We start from the raw sequence: 965 nt of genomic DNA, 5'->3' as shown, positions 1-965 counted from the left end.
ACGTATTACGGTATCTTGAAAACCCATAACTAAGTGGCATGCATTATGATTATGATACGTGATTTCTTTTTTATGATTATTCTGTTTCGCCTGATAGGAAACTACTGTAGCTATGCTTTCACCATACAGGCTGTACACCTCTGCATGCATAACTGAGTGTTTAAAGCTATTCGACAAATCATTAATACAACGCAAAAAACCTGTTTCATCACGCCTAAAGTCAATTCCATCACCGACAATAACTTTTTCAAAATCGGTTTGAGGGTTATTGTTAGTGCTAAGTGAGCCGATTTGACTTACTTTAATGTGCTTACTAGACGTATAAGCAGCAAAGTCTGTGAGTATATACGACAGCTGAACCAAGCGATCTATAGTTGTTCTCATATGACTAACCAACTCTTCGCACAAAAAGTGATACTTATATTGATTACTTTCGTGTTCTTCATACCCTTTTAGAGAAGGGGGAGGTCCATCTAGAGGGTACTGACTTAGCTTATAAACATTGTTTATACAGCTCTCATAATGCTCTACTAACTCTTTGTACTTGCGCTGAACAACCCTTACTTTCTGACAAATTTCAGTGATTATTAAATTACTATTACAAATCATGGGCAGAGATGGGTAGTTAGGAAATGCCCAACCAAACCCATATATCAATATTGGCGTGTATGTTATCGAATTTCGACCTGCGTCATAGTTGTATTCAACTGTAGGCTTAGGGCGCCAAATATTGTCTTCAACAATAACCCATCTACCATTTTTATAAATTGGAATGTACCCATCCAAACAGATCAGAAAAGGCGGCTCTAATTCAGTACAATCAGAGGGAGTACCCCAAAGACCATTTCGAAAATGAACAGTCTCAGTCCCTAGATATAACCCCGTATGGATTTCAAATCTATATACTTGCTTCGTTTTTTCCATATGATGCCTTGATGCCACGTTAAAGTAGTGAGCAACGCCAC

At 37.9% G+C, this 965-nt stretch carries 1 protein-coding gene; it reads right to left on the bottom strand.

All coding sequences use genetic code 11. From position 1 onward, the window contains the following. A partial coding sequence (locus AB4623_RS17225; protein ID WP_372147002.1) for a hypothetical protein occupies positions 1–924 on the bottom strand: 924 nt, incomplete at its 3' end. Between the last annotated feature and the right edge of the window lie 41 nt (positions 925–965).

It is taken from the genome of Vibrio sp. 10N.222.52.C12 (genome assembly GCF_041474215.1).
Lineage (GTDB): Bacteria > Pseudomonadota > Gammaproteobacteria > Enterobacterales > Vibrionaceae > Vibrio > Vibrio crassostreae_C.
The sequence above is the reverse complement of the archived record's forward strand: the minus strand, read 5'-3'. Positions and strand labels throughout refer to the sequence as shown.